We start from the raw sequence: 20869 nt of genomic DNA on the forward strand, positions 1-20869 counted from the left end.
AGCGCAAGCGCCACCGTGACAGCATGTCCGGATGGCTTTTCCGCGCACCCTGGCTGTACTGGCCGCGGCATCAGCGCTGGTGGCCGCCTGTAGCCACGGCGGCACCCGCACCGGATCGTCGACGACGCCCAGCCCGTCTCCCGCCAACGCAGCTCCCATGGCCGTTCCGGCGCCGCGGGTATGCGGTGAGCCGGCGGCCGTGCCGGGGATGCTGTCCGCCCGCGACAAGCTGGCCCAGCTGCTGGTGGTCGGGGTGCGGGATGCCGCCGACGCCAGGGCCGTGGTCACCAACTACCACGTCGGCGGCATCCTTATCGGCAGCGACACCGACTTGTCCATGTTCAACGGCGCGCTGGCCGAGATCGTTGCCGACGCGGGTCCGCTGCCGCTGGCGGTGAGCGTCGACGAGGAAGGCGGCCGGGTGTCGCGGTTGCGATCGCTGATCGGGGGTCGGGGGCCGTCGGCCCGCGAACTGGCGCAGACCCAAACCGTGCAGCAGGTCCACGACTTCGCCCTTCAACGTGGCCGCAAAATGCGTGAGCTGGGCATCACCATCGACTTCGCCCCGGTGGTCGATGTCACCGACGCCCCCGACGACACGGTGATCGGGAACCGGTCGTTCGGCTCGGATCCGGCTACGGTGACCGCCTACGCCGGGGCCTACGCGCAGGGTCTGCGCGATGCCGGGCTACTGCCGGTGCTCAAGCATTTCCCCGGTCACGGGCATGGCTCGGGTGATTCGCACACCGGTGGGGTCACCACGCCGCCGCTGGGCGATTTGGTGGGCGACGACCTGGTGCCGTACCGGACACTGGTGCGGCAGGCGCCGGTCGGCGTGATGGTGGGTCACATGCAGGTTCCCGGGTTGACCGGTGACGACCCGGCCAGCCTGAGCAAGGCCGCGGTGGACTTGCTGCGTACCGGCACGGGATACGGCGGTCCGCCGTTCGACGGGCCGGTCTTCAGTGATGACCTGTCCAGCATGGCCGCGATCTCCGACCGGTTCGGTGTGAGCGAAGCGGTGTTGCGCACCTTGCAAGCCGGTGCCGACATCGCGCTGTGGGTCACCACCAAAGAGGTGTCCGCGGTCCTGGACCGGCTGGAAGAAGCGCTGCACGCCGGTGAGTTGCAGATGGCGGCCCTCGACCGATCGGTGGTTCGGGTGGCGACCATGAAGGGTTCCAACTCGGGGTGTGGCCGCTAGCGGCTGTGCGGCCGGCCACCCAGTGCTTACTCTAGAGTTAGATAGACGGGCTAGAGGGGCCTAAAAGGGGCTGGCGATGGCAGGTGGCACGAAGCGACTACCCCGTGCTGTCCGCGAGCAGCAGATGCTCGACGCCGCCGTGCAGATGTTTTCGGTCAACGGCTACCACGAGACCTCGATGGACACGATCGCTGCCGAGGCGCAGATCTCAAAGCCGATGCTGTACCTGTATTACGGTTCCAAAGAGGATCTGTTCGGCGCCTGCCTGGACCGTGAGATGAGCCGGTTCATCGAGGCGGTGCGTTCCGACATCGACTTCGACCAGAGCCCGAAGGACTTGCTGCGCAACACCATCGTGTCCTTCTTGCGCTATATCGACGCGAACCGGGCGTCGTGGATCGTGATGTACACCCAGGCGACCAGCTCCCAAGCATTCGCCCAGACGGTACGGGAGGGGCGTGAGCAGATCGTCGAACTGGTGGCCGAATTGGTACGGGTTGGCACCCGCAGTCCGCTGACCGACGCCGAGATCGACATGATGGCCGTCGCGCTGGTGGGCGCGGGCGAGGCGGTGGCCACCCGGCTCAGTACCGGCGACACCGACGTCGACCAGGCGGCTGAGATGATGATCAACCTGTTCTGGCTGGGTCTCAAGGGCGCGCCGGCCGATCGGGATGTCGGCCCCAATGTCGGCCCCGATGTGGGCTCCAACGCCGCTACCGGCTAACGCGTGCCAGCGCCCCCGCACGCGGATGGTTCCCGCACCCCGTACGGCGGCAACCTCGACTTTTTCTGCGCGGTCATCGTCGTCGGACTGCTGGCGGGGGTCGCCGGGTTGTCGACAACGGTGGTGCTGCGCGTCGTCGAACACTTGACATATCACTACAATTTCGGCTCGCTGCTCGCCGGGATCACCGGCAGCAGTCCGGTCCGCCGTGCGCTCGGTCCAATGGTCGGGGCCGCGCTCGCGGGACTGGGTTGGTGGCTGCTACGGCGCCGGACCGAGGTGCCGCCGTTGGCGGGAACCATCGCCCGGCACGAGCCGATACCGCGGCTGTCATGGAGCATCGATGCCGTACTGCAGGTGCTGCTGGTCGGCTCCGGTGCATCGCTGGGACGAGAAGGAGCACCGCGTCAATTCGCGGCTGCCCTAAGCGATCTGGGTACCGGATGGCTGAAGCGCCACTCGCCGCGCGACCGTGAGATTCTGCTGGCCTGTGCGGCCGGGGCGGGACTGGGTGCCGTATACGCCGTACCGCTGGCCGGTGCGCTCTTCACGCTGCGGATCATGCTGAACACCTGGCATCCGCGAGCGGTGGGTGCGGCGTTGATCACCTCCAGCCTGGCCGTCGCGGTCGGTTCGGCCATCACGCATGATCGCCCGGAGCTGGACTGGCCCAGCGCGGAGTCGACCTATCTGCTGAGCGCGCACGCACTGGCGTTGGCGCCGCTGGCCCTGGCGGTGGGATTGGCGTTCAACCGGATCATGGCCGCGGCGCGCCCAGCCAGCCTGATGCGGTCTGCGGTGCTGATCCCAGCGCTCGCCGCGGCCGGGCTGTTGACCGGCATCTGTTCGCATTGGTGGCCCGAATTGCCCGGCAACGGCAAGAGCATCCTTACCGTCAGCCTCGCCAGCGGTATGACGCTATCGGCGGCGGCCGTGATTCTGGTGTTGAAGCCGCTGCTCACCGCGCTGTTCCTGCGGGCCGGGGGAGCCGGCGGGATGTTGACCCCGTCATTGGCCACCGGTGCGGCCGCGGGGTCGTTGCTAGTGCTGACCCTCAACGCGGTGGCCGGGACGCACCTGCACGGGCCGGTGGTTTCGCTGGCCGGCGCCGCGGGGGTGCTCGCGGTCACCCAGGGCTCACCGATCTGGGCCGCCATCTTCGTCTGGGAGCTCGCCCGGCCCCCGATCTGGATGCTGGTGATCTTCTCGGTCACCGCCCTCGGCGCACAAGGGTTAAAGACGCTGGTTATGGGGCGCCGGCTGCCGCACCCTGACCATCGCGCCGGCTGAGCGCTACAGGGGCCGGACGGTTGCGGTCAGGTGCGGGTATCCCTTGGAAATGTTGCGCAACGCGAGATCCCAACCGCCGGCACTCGCGTCGGATTCATCGACATAGAGTCCCGCGGTGGCGGGCAGCACCACTGGCTTGGCGAACCGAACCGAGTAGGCCACGGCATCCGGAAACCGGGCTTCGATGTTCGCCAATACCGCTGCGGCACTGAACATCCCGTGCGCAATGACGGTCGGGAAGCCGAACAACTTCGCCGCGATCGGGTTGGTGTGAATGGGATTGTGGTCGCCGCCGACGACGGCATAGCGGCGGATCTTGGCGGGCGTGATTCGCAGGACCGCGGTGGGCGGAGGTAGCTTGGGCTGCTTCTGCGGCGGCGGTTTGGGTTCGTCTGACAGGCTGGTGCGTTGCTGGTGCAGGAACGTCGTCACCTGGTGCCAGGCCAGTTCGTTACCCACGTTGACGTCGGTGACCAGGTCGACCAGCAGGCCCTTCCGGTGCTCGCGGAGGTTTTCGGCATGCACCCGCACGCCAATCGTGTCGGTCACCGCGATCGGCCGGTACCGGGTGATGTGATTCTCCAGGTGGATCGATCCCATTGCGGCAAATGGGAAGTCGAACCCGGTCACCAGCGACATCACGGACCCAAAGGTCACCGCGAACGGGTAGGTCAGCGGCACATTGTTCCCGTAGCGCAGGCCGGTCACCGCGGCATAGGCCGCCACGTTTGCGTGGTCGATGGGGAGTTCCTCGACGGTCACGGTGCGGTTGGGCAGCTGGTCTCCCCGGGGCACCATGGGTAACGCCCCTGCAGCCGCGCGCAGCAGGTTCCTTAGGCCGCTCGGTTGGTTCACTGCGTCTCACGCCCCGATCATTGCTTGTCCGCAGACACGAATGACGTTGCCGGTCACCGCGTTTGACGCCGGGCTGGCGAAGTAGGCGATGGTCTCGGCGACGTCGATGGGCTGCCCGCCCTGCAGTAGCGAGTTCAGTCGGCGACCCACCTCACGGGTGGCCAGCGGGATCGCGGCCGTCATCCGGGTTTCGATGAATCCCGGTGCCACGGCGTTGATCGTGATGCCCTTCTCGGCGAGTGCTGGCGCCAGGGCCTGGGTGATGCCGATCATCCCGGCCTTGGTGGTGCCGTAGTTGGTCTGCCCACGATTTCCGGCGATGCCGGCGATAGACGACAGCCCGATCACCCGGCCCCCCTCGCCGATGCTGCCGGTGCCGACCAACCCTTCGGTAAGTCGCAGGGGGGCAAATAGATTGACGGCCAGGACGGCGTCCCAGCGCGGGTCATCCATGTTGGCCAGCAGCTTGTCGCGGGTGATGCCGGCGTTGTTGACCAGGATGTCGGCCTTCCCCCCGTGGTGGTCACGCAGGTGCTCGATGATCTTGTCGACGGCGTCCTCGGCGGTGACATCGAGCCACAGCGGGGTGCCGCCGACGGTACTGGCGGTCTCGGCCAAGGCCTCGGCGGCAGACTCCACGTCGATGGCGACGACGCGGGCACCGTCGCGGGCAAATACCTCGGCTATCGTGGCGCCGATGCCGCGGGCAGCGCCGGTCACGATGGCGACCTTGCCCTGAAGCGGCCTCTCCCAGTCGGCTGGTGGCGTGGCGTCGGGGGCCCCGACGTAAAACACCTGCCCGTCGACGTACGCCGACTTGGCCGACAGGATAAACCGCATGGTCGATTCCAGGCCCGTCGCGGCGGGTTTGGCGTCCGGCGACAGGTAAACCAGCGCGGCGGTCGCACCGCGGCGCAGTTCCTTGCCCAGTGAGCGGGTGAAGCCTTCCAGCGCGCGCTGCGCGATCCGCTCGTCGGTGCTGGCGGCCGCGTCGGGCGTGGTGCCGATGACCACCACGCGCGCGCAGCGACCGAGGTTGCGCAGCACCGGGGTAAAGAAGTCGTGCAGCGCCTTGAGTCCGGTCGGCCCGGTGATACCGGTGGCATCGAAAACCAGCCCGCCGAACGAGTCGGCCCAGCGGCCGCCGAGGTTGTTGGCCACCAAGTCGTAATCCGGGTTCAGCGCGGCACGCAGCGGTTCGACGACCCTGCCTGGCTGGTCTTGGGGACCCCCGATCAGCAAAGATCCCGCCAATGGCGGATCGCCTGGTTGGTAGCGTCGTAGTGGCTCGGGTTGCGGAACCCCAAGTTGCTTGGCCAGGAACGATCCTGGACCGGAACTGACAACCTGCGAGAACAGATCGGACGAGCGCTTGGGGGCCACTGAGCTGCCTTCCATTTCGTGCGGGAGTCGGGCGTGCTGCGTATACGCAACCGTATCGACGACTAACTTACTTCAGAGTAAGAACAGTGGGTAGTATGGCCCGCAACGGCCAATCCCCCAACCGACGGAGAAAATCGTGGCCCCTGCAAGTTCTGCGACCAGGCGGCGAGTGGCCGTGCTGGGTGGCAACCGCATCCCGTTCGCGAGATCCGACGGCGCCTACGCCGATGCGTCCAACCAGGACATGTTCACCGCGGCTCTGTCCGGGCTGGTGGATCGATTCGGACTCGCCGGCCAAGGATTGGGCGTGGTAGTCGGCGGTGCTGTGCTCAAGCACAGCCGTGACTTCAATCTGATGCGCGAATGCGTGCTGGGCTCCGAGTTGTCGCCGTACACGCCGGCGTTCGACCTACAGCAGGCCTGCGGAACGGGCCTGCAGGCGGCGATCGCGGCCGCCGACGGCATCGCCGCCGGCCGGTATGAGGTGGCCGCCGCCGGCGGGGTGGACACGACCTCGGACCCGCCCATCGGCCTGGGTGACGATCTGCGCCGCACCCTGCTGAAACTGCGCCGATCCAAGTCCAACGTGCAACGGCTGAGGCTGCTGGGCACGCTGCCGGCCAACCTCGGAGTCGAGATCCCGGCCAACAGTGAGCCGCGTACCGGGCTGTCGATGGGGGAGCACGCCGCCATCACCGCCAAGCAGATGGGCATCAAACGCGTCGACCAGGACGAGCTGGCCGCGGCCAGCCACCGCAACATGGCCGACGCCTACGATCGAGGCTTCTTCGACGACCTGGTCACGCCATTTTTGGGGCTGTACCGCGACGACAATCTGCGGCCGGACTCCAGCGTCGAGAAACTGGCCAAGCTGCGCCCGGTTTTCGGGGTGAAGGCCGGTGACGCGACGATGACAGCCGGCAATTCGACTCCGCTGACCGACGGCGCCTCGGTGGCGTTGCTGGCCTCCGAGCAGTGGGCGAAGGCTCATGCGCTGGCTCCGTTGGCCTATCTGGTGGATGCCGAGACCGCCGCGGTCGACTATGTCAACGGCAACGACGGCCTGCTGATGGCGCCGACGTACGCGGTGCCCCGGCTGCTGGCCCGGAACGGGCTGAGCTTGCAGGATTTCGACTGCTACGAAATCCACGAAGCGTTCGCTTCGGTGGTGCTGGCGCATCTGCAGGCGTGGGAGGACGAGGAATACTGCAAGCAGCGGCTGGGCCTCGATGCCGCGCTTGGGTCGATCGATCGGACCAGGCTCAACGTCAACGGATCCTCATTGGCCGCCGGGCACCCCTTCGCGGCCACCGGTGGGCGGATTCTGGCGCAGACCGCCAAGCAGCTCGCCGAAAAGAAGGCGGAGAAAAAGGACGGCGGCGTGGTGCGCGGGCTGATCTCGATCTGTGCGGCCGGCGGCCAGGGTGTGGCCGCGATCTTGGAGGCCTGACGCCCGTCTTGGGCGAAGGAATATCCGGCCACGCGGTTAGTCCGCCAAGCAGATGGGTATCCGCCGGTTCGGAGAGCCCCGCGTTGCGGTCTGACCCCCGACCCCGACGGTAACGCGGGGCGATCCCTGGATCGACCGCCGGTCAGCGGTGGCATGCACCGGCGTGCGTAAAGGGCCGCCGCTGGAGTGAGGGGATCCAGCGGCGGTCTTTTGCCGGCGGCTTAGAAGGCTTCCTCGTCGAGTTCCATGATGTCGTTGTCCAGCGTCTCGATCACCTCGCGGGTGCTGGTCAACAGCGGCAAGAAGTTCTTCGCGAAGAACGATGACACCGCGACCTTGCCCTCGTAGAAGGACCGCTCGTCGCCGGTGGCACCCGCGTCGAGCGCCGCCACCGCCACCGCGGCCTGACGCTGCAGCAGCCAACCGATGATCAGGTCACCGACGCTCATCAAGAAGCGCACCGAACCCAGGCCCACCTTGTAGAGGCTGGTGACGTCCTCCTGCGCGGCCATCAGGTAGCCGGTCAGCGCCGCCGCCATGCCCTGGACGTCGGTGAGCGCCTTGGCCAGCAGGGCGCGTTCGGTCTTCAGCCGGCCGTTGCCGGACTCGCTGTCGACGAACTCCTGGATCTGGCCCGACACGTGACCCAACGCCACACCCTTGTCGCGGACGATCTTGCGGAAGAAGAAGTCCTGCGCCTGGATGGCGGTGGTGCCCTCGTACAGGGAGTCGATCTTGGCGTCCCGGATGTACTGCTCGATCGGGTAGTCCTGCAAGAAGCCCGACCCACCCAGCGTCTGCAGGCTCTCGGTCAGCTTGGCGTAGGCCTGCTCGGAACCCACCCCCTTGACTATCGGCAGCATCAGATCGTTGATCTTGACGGCCAGCTTGGCGTCCACGCCGTGCACCGCCTCGGCGACCGCAGCGTCTTGGAAGGTCGCGGTGTAGAGGTAGAGCGCACGCAGACCCTCGGCGTAAGCCTTCTGGGTCATCAGGGACCGGCGCACGTCGGGGTGATGGGTGATCGTTACCCGCGGCGCGGTCTTGTCGGTCATCTGGGTCAGATCGGCACCCTGGACGCGTGACTTCGCGTACTGAAGCGCGTTGAGGTAGCCCGTGGACAGCGTCGCGATGGCCTTGGTGCCGACCATCATGCGGGCCTGCTCGATGACCTCGAACATCTGGGCGATGCCCTCGTGTACCTCGCCGACCAGCCAGCCTTTGGCGGGTACCCCATGCTGGCCGAACGACAGCTCACAGGTCGTCGAGACCTTCAGACCCATCTTGTGCTCGACGTTGGTGACGAACACGCCGTTGCGATCGCCCGGCTCGCCGGTTTCGAAGTCAAACAGGAACTTGGGCACGAAGAACAGCGACAACCCCTTGGTGCCGGGACCGGCGCCCTCCGGGCGGGCCAGCACCAGGTGGAAGATGTTTTCGAACAGGTCGCCGGAATCACCGGAGGTGATGAACCGCTTGACACCGTCGATGTGCCAAGAACCGTCCTCTTGCTGAACGGCCTTGGTCCGGCCGGCACCGACGTCGGAGCCGGCATCCGGCTCGGTGAGCACCATGGTCGATCCCCAGCCGCGCTCGGCCGCCAGGATCGCCCATTTCTTCTGTTCCTCGGTGCCGAGGTGGTAGACGATGTTGGCGAAACCCGCGCCGCCGGCGTACATCCATACCGCCGGGTTGGCCCCCAGAACGTGCTCGTGCAGCGCCCAGACCAGCGCCTTGGGCATCGGCATGCCGCCCAGTGCCTCGTCGATGCCGGCCTTGTCCCAACCGGCTTCCAGCATTGCGTTGACTGACTTCTTGAACGACTCCGGCAGCGTCACCGAGTGGGTTTTCGGGTCGAAAACCGGCGGGTTGCGGTCGCCCTCGACAAACGATTCGGCGACGGGTCCCTCGGCCAGACGACTGACCTCGGCCAGCATTTCGCGGGCGGTGTCGACGTCGACGTCGCTGTACTCACCTTGGCCTAAAGCCTTGTCAACGCCCAGCACCTCGAACAGGTTAAAGACCTGGTCGCGGACGTTGCTCTGGTAGTGGCTCACTACGGTCCTCCTCGTTGAGAGTGCCACCCGATGGTTGGGTACTCGGGCTAAGTTACCCACCAGTAACACCGCTAAAATATATCCGTTTCATAGCTCTACGCAAGTCGGTGTGAGCTACATTGCACCAACTAACTAACCAACCGGTTGGGAACGCGGTGATCCTACCTCTGGCAAGCCGTGTCACCTGCGGCGATGATGGTCCAATGGCGAGTGTGGGGAGCGTCACGGCGGTACCTAATCGACCTTTCCGACCGGAGCCGGGGTACCCGACGCGCTGGGCTGTTCACGCTGCCACGATCGACATTGGACCTGTGCGCCCGTCGATCGGCGGACCCGGCTGACCCCATGCTCTCGGTCTACGGCCGCAACGCCCGGATGTGGCCTGTTGGTACGGATACGCGCATGCATCGTCGGCGAGTAGGGTCGGAGGCCAGAAATCCGTCCTCGGCTCAAGGGGCGAATGAAGCTCGGTGTACTCAACGAACAACCTGACGCCGTCCTCACTGCGTGAGGCCTTTGGCCATTTCCCGACCGGGGTGGTGGCCATCGCCGCGGAGGTCGACGGAGTGCGGGAAGGCCTGGCGGCCAGCACCTTTGTCCCGGTTTCGCTAGAACCGCCGCTGGTGTCGTTCTGCGTGCAGAACACCTCGACGACATGGCCGAAACTGAAAGGTGTGCCGATGCTGGGCATCAGCGTGCTCGGGGAGGCCCATGACGACGCCGTGCGCACCCTCGCCGCCAAGACCGGGGACAGGTTCGCTGGTTTGGAGACGGTGTCCAACGACGCCGGTGCGGTCTTCATCAGGGGCACCAGCGTGTGGCTGGAGAGCGCGATCGAGCAGCTGGTCCCGGCCGGAGATCACACCATCGTGGTGCTGCGGGTCAACAACGTCAAGGTGGATCCAAACGTGGCGCCTATCGTGTTCCATCGCAGCGTGTTTCGCCGCCTCGATGTCTGAGCCCGCACCGAACAACGAACTCGATCAGCGGCGGAACAGCTTGCTACCCAGCCACACCACGGGATCGTATTTGCGGTCGGCGACCCGTTCCTTCATCGGGATCAGCGCATTGTCGGTGATCTTGATGTTCTCCGGGCACACCTCGGTGCAGCATTTGGTGATATTGCAGTAGCCCAGGCCGTGCTCCTCCTGCGCCTGGCTGCGCCGGTCCCGGGTGTCCAGCGGATGCATTTCGAGCTCGGCGATTCGCATGAGGAAGCGGGGGCCGGCGAACGCTTTCTTGTTTTCTTCGTGATCGCGTACGACATGGCAGACGTCTTGGCACAGGAAGCACTCGATGCACTTGCGGAACTCCTGCGAGCGCGCAACGTCGACTTGTGCCATCCGGTATTCGCCGGGCTGTAGCTCCTTGGGTGGCGCGAAAGACGGGATTTCGCGTGCCTTTTGGTAGTTGAACGAGACGTCGGTAACCAGGTCGCGAATCACCGGGAACGTCCGCATCGGGGTGACGGTGACGATCTCGTCCTCGTCGAATGTCGACATCCGGGTCATGCACATCAGCCGCGGTTGGCCGTTGATCTCTGCCGAGCAGGATCCGCATTTGCCCGCTTTGCAATTCCAGCGCACGGCGAGGTCCGGTGTCTGCGTCTGTTGTAGACGGAGGATGACGTCGAGCACGACCTCGCCCTCGTTGACCTCGACGGTGAACTCGCGGAGTTCGCCACTGGTTTCGTCGCCGCGCCACACCCGCATGCTCGCGTTGTAGGTCATCAGCCTCTCCGTCCTGGATGCCCGGCCAGCTCTTCGTCGGTGTAGTACTTCTCCAACTCCGAGATCTCGAAGAGCTCTAGCAAGTCGGGCCGCATGGGCGTTTGTGGCTGCCGCGTGACGCTGATGTGGGCGTTGGAGTCGCCGGCCCCGTGTCCATCGGTTTCCGTGGTTTCGGTGGCACGGCACACCAGCAGGATCTTGCGCCAGTCGGAATCCATGCCGGGATGGTCGTCTCGGGTGTGGCCGCCCCGGCTCTCGGTGCGGTCCAGCGCCGCTCTGGCGACGCACTCGCTGACCAGCAGCATGTTGCGCAGATCGATGGCCAGGTTCCAGCCCGGGTTGTATTGGCGATGACCTTCGACGAGCACGTTGTGGTACCGCGCCCACAGCTCGGCCACCAGGGTCAGCGCCTTGGAAATTTCGTCCGCGTTGCGGATGATGCCCACCAGGTCGTTCATCAAGTACTGCAAGTCCATATGCAGTGCGTATGGATTCTCCGGTGCCGCGCCGTCTTTCGGTCCGTCGAAGGGCCTCAGCGCCTGTCGGGCCGCTTCGTCGACGGCCTCAGCCGAGATCACCGGACGGCTGCTCAGTGCCCGCACGTAATCGGCGGCACCCAGGCCGGCCCGCCGGCCGAATACCAGCAGATCGGACAGCGAGTTGCCGCCCAGCCGGTTGGAACCATGCATACCGCCGGCACATTCGCCGGCGGCGAACAGCCCGGGCACGGTGGAGGCACCGGTGTCCGCGTCGACTTCGACACCACCCATCACGTAGTGACACGTCGGCCCGACTTCCATTGCCTGCGTTGTGATGTCGACTTCAGCGAGCTCTTTGAACTGGTGATACATCGACGGCAATCGCCGCTTGATGTCGGCGGGTGTCAGCCGGGACGCGATATCGAGGTAGACGCCGCCGTGCGGAGTTCCGCGGCCGGCCTTGACCTCCGAGTTGATTGCGCGGGCGACCTCATCGCGGGGCAGCAGGTCCGGGGTGCGTCGGGCCGAGTCGTTGTCCTTGAGCCACTGGTCGGCCTCTTGCTCTGTCTCGGCGTACTGGCCTTTGAACACCGGCGGGATGTAGTTGAACATGAACCGGGTGCCCTCGGAATTCTTCAGCACTCCGCCGTCACCCCGAACCCCTTCGGTGACCAGAATGCCTTTGACGCTGGGCGGCCACACCATGCCCGTCGGGTGGAACTGGACGAACTCCATGTTGATCAGCGTCGCCCCGGCCCGCAGTGCCAAAGCGTGCCCGTCGCCGGTGTACTCCCAGGAGTTGGATGTCACCTTGAACGACTTGCCGATCCCGCCGGTGGCAAGCACCACCGCTGGCGCCTCGAACAAGATGAACCGGCCGCTTTCGCGCCAATAGCCGAAGGCTCCGGCGATCACGCCCTGGTCCTTGAGCAGCTCGGTGATCGTGCATTCGGCGAATACTTTGATCCGCGCCTCGTAGTCGCCGACTTCGGCGTGATCCTCCTGCTGCAGCGAGACAATCTTCTGCTGCATGGTGCGGATCAACTCCAGGCCGGTGCGGTCGCCAACATGCGCCAGCCGTGGATAGGTGTGTCCGCCGAAGTTGCGCTGGCTGATTCGTCCATCTTCGGTGCGGTCGAACAGCGCGCCGTAGGTCTCCAACTCCCAGACCCGGTCCGGTGCTTCCTTGGCGTGTAGTTCGGCCATCCGCCAGTTGTTCAGGAACTTTCCACCGCGCATCGTGTCGCCGAAGTGGGTCTTCCAGTTGTCCTTCGGGTTAGCGTTGCCCATCGCCGCCGCGCAACCGCCCTCGGCCATCACCGTGTGGGCCTTGCCGAATAGGGATTTGCACACCACCGCGACTTTCAGGCCACGTTCACGCGCCTCGATGACCGCCCGTAGCCCCGCGCCGCCGGCACCGATCACGACTACGTCGTAGGAGTGCCGCTCGACCTCAACCATAAAACCTCGCTAAGCCTTCGGATGACTCCGCTATTTCCCCAACTGTTCTGAAATGATTCTTCAGCCAATAAATCTGAGATCTGTGATGCTGCCACTGGCTACCAGCATGATATAGAAATCGGTCAGTGCCAGGGTTCCCAGCGTGGTCCACGCGAATTGCATGTGCCGGGTATTGAGCTTGCTGACCTGTGTCCAGATCCAGTACCGCACTGGGTGCTTGGAGAAATGCTTGAGCCGCCCGCCGGTGGCGTGCCGGCACGAATGGCAGGACACGGTGTAGGCCCACAGCAGAAGCACATTGATCGTCAAAATGACATTGCCCAAACCGAAGCCGAACCCGGAGGGCGAGTGAAATGCTTTGACCGCATCGTAGGTGTTGATCAGTGACACCAACACCGCGATGTAGAAGAAGTACCGGTGGCTGTTCTGGACGATCAGTGGCAGCCGGGTTTCACCGGTGTAGTGAGCCCGCGGCTCGGGTACCGCGCAGCTTGTCGGCGACTGCCACACCGACCGGTAATAGGCCTTGCGGTAGTAGTAGCAGGTGAGCCGGAAGCCAAGCAGGAACGGTAATGCCAGTGCGCCCAACGGTATCCACCACGGAAAGGGCCCGAACCAGACGCCGAGATGGCTGGCACCGGGCGCGCAGGACGCGCTGACGCACGGCGAGTAGAACGGCGTTAGGTAGTGGTATTTCTCCACCCAGTATTGGCCGCCCCAGAACGCCCGGGTGGTCGCATAGAGGATGAACGCCAAAAGGCCGATGTTGGTCAGCAGCGGCGACAACCACCAGAGGTCGGTGCGAAGTGTCCGTTCCGGGATTTGTGCGCGGGCGGGTGAGAAAACGCCGGTCGCAGGACGGTTCGCCGTGGGTGCGCTCATTCTAGTGTGATCCTCTTCGCGTGTTATCTCGTCGAAGGGTACACAGATAGAGGACCCCCTTTTCCGGGGGGCTTGGTTGTCAGTACCTGCTGTGACCTCCGACACCCTCGTCGTCAACATCACGCCAAAATTCGCGATCGTACTCGGTGTCGGGTATGGCGATCTTCTCGGTGGATTGCTGCACAGTGGCGCGTTCCAGATCCAATTCAGAGACGTCGATGTCGAGCAATTCGATGTCGGTGAGGATCCGATCGGCGTCGATGACGATGCGTCGCATCGCCGGGTTGTCGCCGAACCGCGCCTTCAGCGCGGTCACGCATCGCCGCAATCCGCCGATGAGGTCGTGCAGTTCGGCGAGTTCGGCAGTCGTGGACAACGGATGCTCCCTGGGCTGATGGTGCTACAGATCACAGTACGCCTCCCGATACTATCCAGAGTCCGAGCCAGACGTCGGACGCAGTCATGTCGCGGTCGTGTCGCGCGACGAGGAAGCCGGTAGGGAAGCAGACACAGCGATGCCAACTGGGGCAGGTCAGAGGGCTGCGCAGCGTGCCACGGCGTTGCTAGCGCTGCATCAGCCCGGCAACCCGGTCGTGCTGCCAACGGTGTGGGACGCGTGGTCGGCACGGCTGGCCGCCAGCGCCGGGTTCGCCGCACTCACCGTGGGTAGTCATCCGGTGGCCGAATCGATCGGCAAGGCCGACAACGAGGGCATGTCGTTTGAGGACGTGCTCACCCGGGTCGCCCAGATCACGGCGGCGGTCGACGTCCCGGTCTCGGTGGACATCGAATCGGGCTACGGGCGCTCGGCGCCGCGGTTGATCGAGGGCTTGCTGAGTGTGGGTGCCGTCGGGCTGAATATCGAAGACACCGTGCACTCCGAAGGTGGGCGGCTGCGGACTTCTGGCGAACACGCCGACCTGGTGGGTGCCCTACGGTCGGCGGCAGATGCGGCCGGGGTCCATGTCGTGGTGAATGCCCGCACCGATCTGTTTCTGCGCCAGGATGGCGATCCGGCGGACCGCTTCGAGCGGGCGGTGGCTCGGCTGAGCGAGGCCGCCGCGGCCGGTGCTGACGTGCTCTATCCGGTGGGTCGGCACGACCCGGAAGCGTTGCGGCGCTTGACCACTGAGCTACCGTTGCCGGTCAACGCGATCGCCTTGCCGGACCAGGACGATCCGGCGTCCTTCGCCCCGCTGGGGGTGGGCCGGATCAGCTTCGGCCCCTTTTTGCAGGGCGCCTTGTCTGGCAAGGCGACCGAGATGCTGGCCCGCTGGGTTTGATCGACCAAACGACAGATCCGGCGGAACCATCGGCCCCGCCGGATCATGCCCGATCGCAAGCTACTTCGTGACTGCGATGCGCTGCGCCTGAGTTCCGGCCGGGTCCTGGTGGGCGCCGGTAACCCGTACGGTCAGCACACCCGCGTCATACGAAGCCGCGATGGCCTCGCTGGTGACATGCGCGGGCAGCCGGAAGGACCGGCGGAATGATCCGTAGCGGATCTCACGCAGGGTGCGGCCGTCTTTCTCCTCCGCACGCTCGTCGCGGTGTTCGCCGCGAATCACCAGGCGGCCAGCGTCAAGCTCAACGTTGACGTCCTTGTCGACGTCAACACCGGGCAGTTCCAGCCGGACGACCGCGTCATCGCCCTCCTTGACGATCTCGGCGGCCGGGGTGAAGTCACCGCTCAGGGGCCGATACCAGTCCGCCGTCGCGGCGGGGCCGAAAAAGTCACGCAGCCAGCGGTCGGTGTTCCAGGCCGGGCGCGACCACAATGCGAGATTGCTCATGAATGTCTCCTAATTCTTCGTTGTGAGTTAGCTGTGTCCGGCGCGTTGCCGGCTTGCTATACCAAGAACATGAGTCGCCCACGCTTAAGTTCCACCTGGGCGTTCACCGGCAGCGAACAGGGTCACACAGCCGGCTGGCAGGTGTGATCACAGTGTCATCCGTGCGTCACATTTGGCGTCTTTTCGGTAATTTCTCGCCCTTACCCTCAAGACCATGCCTACGGCCGGGAGTTCGCGCGCGCCTGCCGCGGCTCGCCGGATTGTCGTGGTCGGCCACGGCATGGTGGGTCACCGGCTGGTCGAGGCGCTGCGTGCCCGAGACATCGACGGGATGCTGCGGATCACGGTGTTGGCCGAGGAGGTCGATGCGGCGTATGACCGCGTCGGACTGACCTCCTACACCGAAAGCTGGGACCGTGACCTGCTGGCCCTGCCGGGAAACGACTACGCCGGTGACGAGCGGGTTCGGTTGCTGCTGAACACACCGGTCACCGAGATTGACCGCGCGACGAAATCGGTGGTCACCGCCCACGGGCGACGGCACAGCTACGACACCCTGGTCCTGGCCACCGGGTCCTACGCGTTCGTCCCGCCGGTGCCCGGTCACGACCTGCCGGCCTGCCACGTCTACCGCACCCTGGACGACCTCGACGCTATCCGCGCCGACGCGCAGCGCACCGTGGCCGGCGGTCACACCGATGGCGGAGTGGTTATCGGTGGCGGCCTGCTGGGCCTCGAAGCCGCCAATGCGCTGCGCCAATTCGGTTTGCAGACACACGTCGTCGAGATGATGCCGCGGCTGATGGCCCAGCAGATCGACGAGGCCGGGGGTGCGCTGCTGGCCAGGATGATCACCGAGCTCGGAATCGCCGTACACGTCGGAACGGGCACCGAATCGATTGAGTCCGTAGAGCATTCGGATGGCTCGGCCGCTGTGCGGGTCCGGCTAACCGACGGCGAGGTCATCGATGCCGGGGTGGTGATCTTCGCCGCCGGTATCCGGCCGCGCGACGAGCTGGCCAGGGCGGCGGGGCTGACGATCGGCGATCGTGGTGGCGTGCTCACCGACTTGTCCTGCCGGACAAGTGATCCTGACATCTACGCGGTAGGTGAGGTCGCGGCGATCGAGGGGCGGTGCTACGGCCTGGTCGGGCCCGGCTACACCAGCGCCGAAGTGGTGGCGGACCGGCTGCTGGACGGGGCGGCGGAGTTCCCCGCAGCGGACCTGTCGACGAAGCTCAAGCTGTTGGGCGTCGATGTCGCCAGCTTCGGTGATGCGATGGGGGCGACCGACAACTGCCTCGAGGTCGTCATCAACGACGCGGTGAACCGCACCTACGCCAAGCTGGTGCTATCCGATGACGCCAAGACGCTGCTCGGCGGTGTGCTGGTGGGCGACGCCTCGTCGTACGGGGTATTGCGGCCCATGGTCGATAGCGCGCTACCCGGGGACCCGCTGGCGTTGATTGCACCGGCCGGATCCGGTGCGGGCGCTAGCGCTTTGGGTGTTGGGGCATTGCCGGATTCGGCGCAGATCTGCTCGTGCAACAACGTCACCAAGGGGGAGCTGAGGTGCGCGATCGCCGATGGTTGTGGCGACGTTCCCGCGCTCAAGGCGTGCACCGCGGCCGGTACATCGTGCGGGTCATGCGTGCCCCTGCTCAAGCAGCTGCTGGAAGCCGAGGGCGTGGAGCAGTCCAAGGCGCTGTGCGAGCACTTCAGCCAGTCGCGCGCGGAGCTGTTCGAAATCATCACCGCCACTGAAATTAGGACCTTCTCCGGGCTGCTCGAGCAGTTCGGACGCGGAAAAGGTTGTGACATATGCAAACCCGTGGTCGCCTCGATCCTGGCGTCCACTGGCTCCGACCACATTCTGGACGGAGAGCAGGCCTCACTGCAGGACTCCAACGACCACTTCCTGGCCAACATTCAGAAGAACGGCAGCTACTCGGTGGTGCCGCGGGTTCCCGGAGGTGACATCAAGCCCGAACACCTGATCTTGATCGGTCAGATCGCACAGGATTTCGGGCTCTACACCAAGATCACCGGCGGCCAGCGGATCGACTTGTTCGGCGCCCGGGTGGATCAGCTGCCCCTGATCTGGAAGCGACTGGTCGACGGCGGCATGGAATCAGGGCACGCCTACGGCAAGGCGGTGCGCACCGTGAAGAGCTGCGTGGGCAGTGACTGGTGCCGTTATGGTCAGCAGGATTCGGTGCAGCTGGCCATCGACCTGGAGCTGCGCTATCGCGGCCTGCGAGCACCGCACAAGATCAAGCTGGGCGTCTCGGGTTGCGCGCGAGAGTGCGCCGAGGCGCGCGGCAAGGATGTGGGCGTAATCGCCACCGAAAAGGGTTGGAACCTCTACGTCGCTGGCAACGGCGGCATGACGCCCAAGCATGCCCAACTGCTGGCCAGCGACCTGGACAACGCGACGTTGGTTCGCTACATCGACCGCTTTCTCATGTACTACATCCGCACGGCCGACCGGCTGCAGCGGACGGCGCCATGGGTCGAATCGCTGGAGGGCGGAATCGACCATGTGCGCGAGGTCGTGTGCGAAGACTCACTGGGCTTGGCCAACGAATTCGAGGCCGCAATTCAGCGCCATGTGCAGAACTACCAGTGCGAATGGAAGGGCGTGCTGGACGATCCGGACAAGTTGTCGCGGTTCGTTTCCTTCGTCAACGCCCCCGACGCCGTCGACTCGACGGTGAAATTCACCGAGCGTGCCGGGCGCAAAGTACCTGTGCCCATTGGTATCCCGCGGGTCCGCTCATGAAGTCCGGGAGGACAAAGGAGGAACTGTGACGCTTCTCAACGACATTCAGGTATGGACAACCGCCTGCGCTTACGACCATCTCATTCCGGGCCGTGGCGTCGGGGTGTTGCTCGACGACGGCAGTCAGGCGGCGTTGTTCCGGCTGGACGACGGCATGGTGTATGCGGTCGGTAACGTGGACCCGTTCTCCGGCGCGGCAGTGATGTCTCGCGGGATCGTCGGTGATCGCGGCGGTCGCGCCACGGTCCAGTCGCCGATCCTGAAACAGGCTTTTGCGCTCGACGATGGCTCCTGCCTGGACGATCCGCGAGTTTCGGTGCCGGTGTACCCGGCGCGCATCACGGCGGATGGCCGCATTCAGGTCGCGCGGGTCGTCGCCTAAGAAGGCGAGCTATCCCCGGCTGATATCACCGATAAGGTAGCGCTGCATGGTCGGGCCAATGGCATCGACAAGCGTCTCCACCGACATGGAGTGCAGGGGCTCGGAACGCACCCCGTATCGCATGATGCCAAGACCGACGAGCTGGGAGGCGCACAGCGACGCCCGGATGGCGATCTTGTCGGCCCCCAGCATCTTGAGCAACGGGTTGAAGACCGGTCCGATGAACATGGATTGCACGATTTCGGCGGTCTTGGCCAGCCCGGTGGATGCCACGGCGCTGGCCGCAAACGGGCCACCGCCGGCCGCGTCCCAGGTGGTAATCAGCAGGTAAAGCGTTCGGCGACCGACCTGGTTGACGCTTCCGGTGACGATCTTATCGATGAACTCCGGTGTGCCGAAGGGCAACCGCAGCATCTTTGCTACCGGGTCGAGCAGCCCACGTGATGGCTCTTCATTACCGGCCATGGTGTCAGGATCACCCCGATGTGATCAAAGATCAAGCGTCGCGGGTGTCGGCGCGCCCAGCTGGCGATGCGGCACCGCACTGCGAAATCGGTTCGCTATCAGCGGTGCCAAACCTGGATGGGTGCCCAGCGGTTCGGTTACCAAATCGGCACCGGATGCCCGCAGCCGTTCTTGAAAAAGACCGTCGGCCAACAGGTAGGAGGCGATTACGACGCGGCCCGCACCCCGGTTGACCCGGGCCCAATCGCGCGCTCGTTTCACCGCCGTGGACACATTGGGATAACCGGTCGCCGCAAATCCCAAGTCCACCCACGATCCGGTCAGCTTCTCCACCAGTGCCCTGGTGGTGTGCAGGTCGGCGCGTGCCCGCCGATCCGAGGTGCCCGCCGCCGCGAGGATCACGCAGTCGCCGGGCCGCCAACCGGATTCCACCAGCTTGTGGACCAGCATCCACGCGATTTCCCGGCTCGGCCCCAACGCGGGCGTGACTGTGACATTCGGGTGTCCACTGGCTGCGACGTGAGCGGGCAGATCGGTGCGAACGTGATATCCGCGGGACAAGAACGCCGGCACCACGATTGCGGGACGGCTGGACCCCTGATGCGAACGCGCGGACAGGGTGGACAGCACTTCGCTGGGTGAGGGCCCCAACACGTCGACGAACGCAACCTGCACCGTGCGCTCGACGAGCGCGCTCACCTGCGCGGCGAGGTCGCCGATCATGGCGACCCCGGACGGTCTGCGGGTGCCGTGCGCCGTCAAGATCAGATTCATAGGTCACCGTGCGTGCCGTCAACCGCCAGCCGGTAGCCACGTTTCACCACTGTTGCCACAATGTTCTTGTCGCCCAGAGCCGTTCGTAGCCGCAGCACGGCGGTGTCCACGGCGTGGGTGTCGCTGCCGTCGCCGGGCAGGACGCGCAGCAGGTCGCCACGAGCGACGACGTCGCCGGGGCGATGTACCAACGCGCGCAGAATCGCCATTCCGGAGGGCGACAGTGCCCGCACCGAATCATCGACCAGCACCGAGGTTCCGCGGATCTCGATCACGTGGCCCGCCGCCTTGAACGTGCACGATCCCAACAGCGGTAGCTCCTCGGCGATGTGGCGCGCCAACGCGCCCAACCGCATTCGCTCGGGAGCCGATGTCGGGACGCCCTTTCGGATCAACGGCCGGGACGTTACCGGGCCAACGCACATCGCGTGCACATCGGTGCGCAGCGCATCCAACAGTTGGTCTTCGATATCCAGTTCACGGCTGCGTTCGAGCACCGCGGCCGCGGCGGGTGCCGACGTGAAGCTGACCGCATCGAATTGTCGTCGCGCGATCCCGGTGACCAGCTGGTCGAACACGCCGCCCAGTGGTGCCGGCTTCCACCGGTACACCCGGATGGGCACAACTTGCGCACCCGCAAAGCGCAACCCGCCGAGAAATTCCGGAAAGGGGTCCCAGCTGTCGGCGGCACCGTGCAGCTGGACGGCGATCCGCATACCGGACACGCCCGATTCGAGCAGATACTCCAGCACTTCCTGCGACGATTCCGATTCGGGGGACCACTCTTCGCGCAGGCCGGCGGCGCGCAGCGCGCCCGTCGCCTTCGGTCCGCGGGAGATGATCCGGGCCGACGACAGCGACTCGATGAGCTGATTGGCCAGCCCCCAGCCCTCCGCAGCGGCCAACCAGCCGCGAAATCCGATGCCGGTGTGTGCGATCAGAATGTCAGGCGGTTCGGCGATCAAGGCTTCGGTGTTGCTGTTGAGTTCATCGTCGTCCGGGAGCGCGATCATCTTGATCGCCGGGGCATTGCAGACCTCAGCGCCCTGGCGGCGCAGCAACGCACACAGTTCTTCGGCGCGGCGAGCGGACGTCACCGCGATCCGGTAGCCGGTTAGTGGCGCCGAGTGTGGCTGGGCCATACGACGTGTCTAA

General features: G+C 65.4%; 19 protein-coding genes. 8 read left to right on the plus strand and 11 right to left on the minus strand.

Features of this window, described 5'->3' with window-relative positions; translation table 11 throughout:
* Positions 1-31 precede the first annotated feature (31 nt).
* The 3 genes from AADZ55_RS01860 to AADZ55_RS01870 all read left to right on the plus strand — a co-directional run bounded on the left by AADZ55_RS01860 (position 32) and on the right by AADZ55_RS01870 (position 3221).
* A complete protein-coding gene (locus AADZ55_RS01860; protein WP_085326967.1) occupies positions 32-1204 on the plus strand; it encodes a glycoside hydrolase family 3 N-terminal domain-containing protein in 1173 nt (390 codons plus the stop codon).
* Between the two features lie 76 nt (positions 1205-1280).
* The gene (locus AADZ55_RS01865) at positions 1281-1931 is read left to right on the plus strand and encodes a TetR/AcrR family transcriptional regulator (protein WP_085326966.1); all 651 of its coding nucleotides are present in this window, start codon (positions 1281-1283) and stop codon (positions 1929-1931) included.
* Positions 1932-1934: 3 nt separating this feature from the next.
* A complete protein-coding gene (locus AADZ55_RS01870) occupies positions 1935-3221 on the plus strand; it encodes a chloride channel protein (protein ID WP_085326965.1) in 1287 nt (428 codons plus the stop codon).
* A 3-nt stretch (positions 3222-3224) separates the two neighbouring features.
* On the opposite strand, the gene AADZ55_RS01875 is transcribed toward AADZ55_RS01870, so the two are convergent.
* A complete protein-coding gene (locus AADZ55_RS01875) occupies positions 3225-4076 on the minus strand; it encodes a MaoC/PaaZ C-terminal domain-containing protein (protein WP_085326964.1) in 852 nt (283 codons plus the stop codon).
* A gap of 6 nt (positions 4077-4082) precedes the next feature.
* Complete coding sequence (locus AADZ55_RS01880; RefSeq protein ID WP_085326971.1) at positions 4083-5459, minus strand: 3-oxoacyl-ACP reductase; 1377 nt, start codon at positions 5457-5459, stop codon at positions 4083-4085.
* Positions 5460-5592: 133 nt separating this feature from the next.
* Between AADZ55_RS01880 and AADZ55_RS01885 the strand changes: the two genes are divergently transcribed.
* On the plus strand, positions 5593-6909 hold the full coding sequence (locus AADZ55_RS01885; RefSeq protein ID WP_423202378.1) for an acetyl-CoA C-acetyltransferase: 1317 nt from the start codon (positions 5593-5595) through the stop codon (positions 6907-6909).
* Between the two features lie 221 nt (positions 6910-7130).
* On the opposite strand, the gene AADZ55_RS01890 is transcribed toward AADZ55_RS01885, so the two are convergent.
* Positions 7131-8966 (minus strand): acyl-CoA dehydrogenase, encoded by a 1836-nt coding sequence (locus AADZ55_RS01890; protein ID WP_085326962.1) that lies wholly within the window; start codon positions 8964-8966, stop codon positions 7131-7133.
* Between the two features lie 470 nt (positions 8967-9436).
* On the opposite strand from AADZ55_RS01890, the gene AADZ55_RS01895 reads away from it, so the two are divergent.
* Entirely contained in the window at positions 9437-9925 is a 489-nt protein-coding gene (locus AADZ55_RS01895; protein WP_085326961.1) for a flavin reductase family protein, read from the plus strand.
* A 24-nt stretch (positions 9926-9949) separates the two neighbouring features.
* On the opposite strand, the gene AADZ55_RS01900 is transcribed toward AADZ55_RS01895, so the two are convergent.
* The 4 genes from AADZ55_RS01900 to AADZ55_RS01915 all read right to left on the minus strand — a co-directional run bounded on the left by AADZ55_RS01900 (position 9950) and on the right by AADZ55_RS01915 (position 13894).
* Entirely contained in the window at positions 9950-10696 is a 747-nt protein-coding gene (locus tag AADZ55_RS01900) for a succinate dehydrogenase/fumarate reductase iron-sulfur subunit (RefSeq protein WP_085326960.1), read from the minus strand.
* Positions 10696-12636: a fumarate reductase/succinate dehydrogenase flavoprotein subunit gene (locus AADZ55_RS01905; RefSeq protein ID WP_085326959.1), complete on the minus strand. Its 1941-nt coding sequence runs from the start codon at positions 12634-12636 to the stop codon at positions 10696-10698. The genes AADZ55_RS01900 and AADZ55_RS01905 overlap by 1 nt, the downstream gene beginning before the upstream one ends.
* A 60-nt stretch (positions 12637-12696) precedes the next feature.
* A complete protein-coding gene (locus tag AADZ55_RS01910; RefSeq protein WP_085326958.1) occupies positions 12697-13518 on the minus strand; it encodes a hypothetical protein in 822 nt (273 codons plus the stop codon).
* A 79-nt stretch (positions 13519-13597) separates the two neighbouring features.
* Complete coding sequence (locus AADZ55_RS01915; RefSeq protein WP_085326957.1) at positions 13598-13894, minus strand: hypothetical protein; 297 nt, start codon at positions 13892-13894, stop codon at positions 13598-13600.
* 139 nt (positions 13895-14033) lie between these two features.
* Here AADZ55_RS01915 and AADZ55_RS01920 point away from each other — a divergent pair, with 139 nt between their 5' ends.
* Positions 14034-14801, plus strand: a complete 768-nt coding sequence (locus tag AADZ55_RS01920; protein ID WP_085326970.1) for an isocitrate lyase/PEP mutase family protein — start codon at positions 14034-14036, stop codon at positions 14799-14801.
* A 60-nt stretch (positions 14802-14861) separates the two neighbouring features.
* Here the strand turns inward: AADZ55_RS01920 and AADZ55_RS01925 are convergent, their stop codons facing one another.
* Entirely contained in the window at positions 14862-15311 is a 450-nt protein-coding gene (locus AADZ55_RS01925; RefSeq protein ID WP_085326956.1) for an Hsp20/alpha crystallin family protein, read from the minus strand.
* A 214-nt stretch (positions 15312-15525) separates the two neighbouring features.
* Between AADZ55_RS01925 and nirB the strand changes: the two genes are divergently transcribed.
* Together nirB and nirD are read left to right on the plus strand one after the other, a co-directional pair.
* Positions 15526-18093, plus strand: coding sequence for a nitrite reductase large subunit NirB (gene nirB / locus AADZ55_RS01930; protein ID WP_085326955.1), 2568 nt, complete (start codon positions 15526-15528; stop codon positions 18091-18093).
* A gap of 25 nt (positions 18094-18118) precedes the next feature.
* Positions 18119-18475 (plus strand): nitrite reductase small subunit NirD, encoded by a 357-nt coding sequence (nirD, locus tag AADZ55_RS01935; protein ID WP_085326954.1) that lies wholly within the window; start codon positions 18119-18121, stop codon positions 18473-18475.
* 9 nt (positions 18476-18484) lie between these two features.
* Here the strand turns inward: nirD and AADZ55_RS01940 are convergent, their stop codons facing one another.
* From AADZ55_RS01940 to AADZ55_RS01950, 3 genes are read right to left on the minus strand one after another with little or no spacing between them, the layout of a single operon-like run.
* Complete coding sequence (locus tag AADZ55_RS01940; protein ID WP_085326953.1) at positions 18485-18940, minus strand: hypothetical protein; 456 nt, start codon at positions 18938-18940, stop codon at positions 18485-18487.
* Between the two features lie 24 nt (positions 18941-18964).
* A complete protein-coding gene (locus tag AADZ55_RS01945) occupies positions 18965-19714 on the minus strand; it encodes a sirohydrochlorin chelatase (RefSeq protein ID WP_085326952.1) in 750 nt (249 codons plus the stop codon).
* On the minus strand, positions 19711-20856 hold the full coding sequence (locus AADZ55_RS01950; RefSeq protein ID WP_085326951.1) for a uroporphyrinogen-III synthase: 1146 nt from the start codon (positions 20854-20856) through the stop codon (positions 19711-19713). Before AADZ55_RS01950 ends, AADZ55_RS01945 begins: the two co-directional genes overlap by 4 nt.
* Positions 20857-20869: the final 13 nt, after the last annotated feature.

Source organism: Mycobacterium decipiens (assembly GCF_963853665.1).
In the GTDB taxonomy this organism is placed as follows: Bacteria; Actinomycetota; Actinomycetes; order Mycobacteriales; family Mycobacteriaceae; genus Mycobacterium; species Mycobacterium decipiens.

What these genes read in the sequence shown, in the direction of transcription:
- AADZ55_RS01860 (WP_085326967.1), top strand. Translation starts at nt 32, where the DNA reads ATGGCTTTTCCGCGCACCCTGGCTGTACTGGCCGCGGCATCAGCGCTG.
- AADZ55_RS01865 (WP_085326966.1), top strand. Translation starts at nt 1,281, where the DNA reads ATGGCAGGTGGCACGAAGCGACTACCCCGTGCTGTCCGCGAGCAGCAG.
- AADZ55_RS01900 (WP_085326960.1), bottom strand. Translation starts at nt 10,696, where the DNA reads ATGACCTACAACGCGAGCATGCGGGTGTGGCGCGGCGACGAAACCAGT.
- AADZ55_RS01905 (WP_085326959.1), bottom strand. Translation starts at nt 12,636, where the DNA reads ATGGTTGAGGTCGAGCGGCACTCCTACGACGTAGTCGTGATCGGTGCC.
- AADZ55_RS01910 (WP_085326958.1), bottom strand. Translation starts at nt 13,518, where the DNA reads ATGAGCGCACCCACGGCGAACCGTCCTGCGACCGGCGTTTTCTCACCC.
- AADZ55_RS01920 (WP_085326970.1), top strand. Translation starts at nt 14,034, where the DNA reads ATGCCAACTGGGGCAGGTCAGAGGGCTGCGCAGCGTGCCACGGCGTTG.
- AADZ55_RS01925 (WP_085326956.1), bottom strand. Translation starts at nt 15,311, where the DNA reads ATGAGCAATCTCGCATTGTGGTCGCGCCCGGCCTGGAACACCGACCGC.
- nirB (WP_085326955.1), top strand. Translation starts at nt 15,526, where the DNA reads ATGCCTACGGCCGGGAGTTCGCGCGCGCCTGCCGCGGCTCGCCGGATT.
- AADZ55_RS01940 (WP_085326953.1), bottom strand. Translation starts at nt 18,940, where the DNA reads ATGGCCGGTAATGAAGAGCCATCACGTGGGCTGCTCGACCCGGTAGCA.
- AADZ55_RS01945 (WP_085326952.1), bottom strand. Translation starts at nt 19,714, where the DNA reads ATGAATCTGATCTTGACGGCGCACGGCACCCGCAGACCGTCCGGGGTC.
- AADZ55_RS01950 (WP_085326951.1), bottom strand. Translation starts at nt 20,856, where the DNA reads ATGGCCCAGCCACACTCGGCGCCACTAACCGGCTACCGGATCGCGGTG.